The organism is Streptomyces sp. NPDC059564, assembly GCF_042735575.1.
In the GTDB taxonomy this organism is placed as follows: Bacteria; Actinomycetota; Actinomycetes; order Streptomycetales; family Streptomycetaceae; genus Streptomyces.
Map to the genome: position 1 here is coordinate 1 of NZ_JBHWBP010000558.1, position 3,298 is coordinate 3,298.

5 protein-coding genes are annotated in these 3,298 nt (G+C 73.5%); 3 read left to right on the forward strand and 2 right to left on the reverse strand.

The window, feature by feature from the left end; all coding sequences use genetic code 11:
• Positions 1–69: 69 nt before the first annotated feature.
• Positions 70–1,593: an MFS transporter gene (locus tag ACFV0Q_RS40055; RefSeq protein WP_385012848.1), complete on the reverse strand. Its 1,524-nt coding sequence runs from the start codon at positions 1,591–1,593 to the stop codon at positions 70–72.
• A 47-nt stretch (positions 1,594–1,640) separates the two neighbouring features.
• Positions 1,641–2,222: a TetR/AcrR family transcriptional regulator gene (locus tag ACFV0Q_RS40060; RefSeq protein WP_385012850.1), complete on the reverse strand. Its 582-nt coding sequence runs from the start codon at positions 2,220–2,222 to the stop codon at positions 1,641–1,643.
• A 106-nt stretch (positions 2,223–2,328) separates the two neighbouring features.
• Between ACFV0Q_RS40060 and rpmG the strand changes: the two genes are divergently transcribed.
• The 3 genes from rpmG to ACFV0Q_RS40075 form a co-directional block, all read left to right on the forward strand.
• Positions 2,329–2,493 carry a 50S ribosomal protein L33 gene (gene rpmG / locus ACFV0Q_RS40065; protein ID WP_266572363.1) on the forward strand — a complete coding sequence of 55 codons (165 nt, stop codon included), beginning with the start codon at positions 2,329–2,331 and terminating at the stop codon, positions 2,491–2,493.
• Positions 2,494–2,528: 35 nt separating this feature from the next.
• Positions 2,529–2,777, forward strand: coding sequence for a type B 50S ribosomal protein L31 (locus ACFV0Q_RS40070; protein ID WP_385012852.1), 249 nt, complete (start codon positions 2,529–2,531; stop codon positions 2,775–2,777).
• Positions 2,774–3,298 (forward strand): GTP-binding protein (locus ACFV0Q_RS40075; RefSeq protein WP_385012853.1); only part of this gene is annotated, 525 nt, incomplete at its 3' end. The genes ACFV0Q_RS40070 and ACFV0Q_RS40075, both read left to right, overlap by 4 nt.

The following is a 3,298-nucleotide window of genomic DNA, read 5'->3' on the forward strand; positions in this document are numbered from 1 at the left end:
CGGTGAGGGCGGCGCCGGGAGCGGCGGTTGCGGGTGCGACGCGGCGGCCGGGGCCGGGACGCGTCCGGGTCAGTGGTTCTCGGTGGGCTGGAGGTCGCGCGGGATCAGCGCCCAGGTGGTCGCCGCGGCGGCGACGGCCAGGGCTCCGGCCATCAGGAAGGCCGGGGTGATCGCCAGGGTGTAGGCCTGCGAGGCCGTCTCCAGGAGGGCCTGCCCGACGGTCCCGCCGAGCTGCTGGGCGGTGTGCGCCGCCTCGCCCACGGAGTCCCGTACGGCGCTCACGGCCGGGCCGTCCAGGTCGAGCACCGGCAGGTTGCTGCGGTACAGGGCGGCGGCGGTGCTGCCGAGGATGGCGACACCCATCGCGGAGCCCAGCTCGTAGCAGGTCTCCTCGATGGCGGCCGCGCTGGAGACCTCGTCGGCGGGCGCGGCGGAGACCAGGGTCACGGAGGCCACGGTGGTCGCGATGCCCGCGCCCAGCCCCATGACCGTCAGCGCCGCGGCGAAGGCGGGGTAGCCGAGCCCGGTGAACTGCTGGAGGGTCCAGGGCAGGGCCATGCCGGCCGCGAGGACCACCAGCCCGGCGCCGAGCACGTGGCGGATCGGGAAGCGGTGCATCAGCGTGGGCGCCACCATCGAGGCGCAGATCAGGGCGAGCGGGGCGGGCAGCAGGCGCAGCCCGGCCTCCAGCGGGGTGTAGCCCTGGCCGTACTGGAACCACTGGGTGACGAGGAAGAGGATCGCGCCCATCCCCACCATCGGCAGGAAGATCGCGGTGGCGGCGACGCTGAAGGCGGGCTTGGCGAACAGCCGTACCTGGAGCAGCGGGTTGTCCACGCGCAGCTGACGGCGGACGAACACGGTGAGCGCGACGACGGCCACGGCCAGCAGGGCCCACGGCAGCGGGTCGCCGGCGCCGGCCTTGCCGAGCTCCTTGATGCCGCCCGCGAGGGCGAGCATGCCGACGATCGACTGGCCGACGCCCGCCCAGTCCCAGCGTCCGGTGCCGCGCGGATTGCGGGACTCGGGGAGGTAGCGCAGACCGGCCGCGACGATCACGGCGGCGACGGGGAGGTTGAGGAGGAACGCGGAGTGCCAGCCGTAGTCCTGGACCAGGAGCCCGCCGACGACGGGGCCGAAGGCCATGCCGCCACCGAAGACGGCGGCCCACACGGCGAGGGCGAAGGCGCGCTCCTTGGCGTCGGTGAAGACGCTGCGCAGGATCGACAGGGTGGACGGCATGATGGCCGCGCCGCCGACGCCGAGCAGGGCGCGGGCCGCGATGAGGTGCCAGGCCTCGGTGGAGAACACGGCGATCAGCGAGGCCACGGAGAAGATCGCGAAGCCCGTGATGAGCAGCCGCTTGCGGCCCCAGCGGTCGCCGAGGGCGCCCGCGGTGACGAGCAGTCCGGACAGGGCCAGCGCGTAGACGTCGATGATCCACAGCTGCTGGACGGCGCCGGGCTGGAGGTCGGCGACGAGCGAGGGGAAGGCCACGTTGAGGATCGTGGTGTCCATCGAGATGAGCAGGAGGCTGCCGGAGAGGATCGCCAGGACGATCCAGCGACGCGGGTCCAGCGTGGGGGTGTGCATGGGATTCCGTTCGGGTGTGCGCACGGGGTGCCGCCCGGGGCGGCGGATCAGGCTGCGGGGGTGGGCGGCGGCCAGGGGGGCCGCGCTCCCCCGAGGAAGGACGTCAGGACGAGCCGGCCGATCTCGCGGGGGGCCAGGTGGCCGTCGCGTACGCCTTCGGCGGCGGCGTCGAGCAGGCCCCACAGGGAGTACCAGATCCAGTACGGCGGGAGGTCGGCGCGCAGCCGCCCCAGCCGCTGGCCGAGGGCGAGGAAGGCGAGGGCCCGCTGGTCCTGGCGCTCCACTCCGGCACGGAAGGCGGGGTCGGCGAGCACGGTGGCGTCGCGCGAGGTGAACCCGTACAGGTGGGCGGCGGGCAGCAGGGCGAGCACGAGGCCCTCCAGCGCCGCGTCGAAGGACGGGCCGTCGGCGGTCGCCTCGGGCAGGTCGGCGGGGGCGAGGCAGCCGTCGACGACGTGGATCGCCCGGACGGCGACGGCCTTCAGGAGCGCCTCGCGGGTCGCGTAGCGGCGGCCGAGCGTCGCGCGGCTGGTGCCGATGCCCGCTGCGATCGTCACCATCGAGGCGCTGTGATCGCCGGCGAGGACACGCGCCGCGGCGTCGAGCAGTTCTTCTTCGTGCACGGGCATGAGCCTCCTTCGCCTCGAACGATACAGATTTGTCTCACTCGACGCAAAGGCAGCTCACTTCTGGGTCTTCTATTGAAAATGGGATCCATTTCCATATACTGCTTCCATGGCACGCAACGAAGTACGACCGATCGTCAAGCTCCGCTCCACCGCCGGGACCGGCCACACCTACGTCACCCGCAAGAACCGCCGCAACGACCCCGACCGGATGGTGCTGCGCAAGTACGACCCCGTCCTGCGCCGGCACGTCGACTTCCGCGAGGAACGCTGACCCCGGCCCGCCCGACCCCCTCAGAAGGACACCCGATGAAGCCCGGAATCCACCCCGCCTACGGCCCCGTCGTCTTCCGCGACAAGGCCGCCGACTTCGCCTTCCTGACCCGCTCCACCGCCACCAGTGACAAGACGGTCGCGTGGGAGGACGGCCGCACCTACCCCGTCGTCGACGTCGAGATCTCCTCACGGAGCCACCCCTTCTACACCGGCACCGCGCGCGTCCTGGACACCGCGGGACGCGTCGAGCGCTTCCAGCGCCGGTACGGGAGCACCGCGTGACCCTGCCCGTCCTGATCGTCGGCGGACTCCACGCGGACGCCCGCCGGGCCGTCGTGGAAGGCCTGCTCACCTCGGTGCCCGGCAGCGTCGCGCTCCACCACGACCTCTCCACCGCGGCCGCGACCGGGACCGTACGGCGCACCGTGCGCGACGGGGCGGGCCCGATCGGGTCCGGCGAGGCACCGCTCGTGGGCGGCTGCGCCTGCTGCGCGCTGCGCGAGGACCTGGTCCCCGAGCTGCGGCGGCTGGCGTCCGACGGGGCGGCCCGGCTGGCCGTGGTGGAGCTGTGGGACTCCGTCGAGCCCCGGGCGATGGCCGAGGTGATCACGGCCCACGGCGGTGATCACCTGGAGCTCTCCAACGTGGTGACCGCCGTCGACCCGGCGCTGGTCCTCCCGTACCTCGCCAACGGGGACGACCTCGCGGAGGCGGGCCTGGCCGCAGCGGCCACCGACCGGCGGACGGTCGGGGACACCTGGGCGCGGCAGCTGGAGTACGCGGCCGTGCTGGCCCTCGTCGAC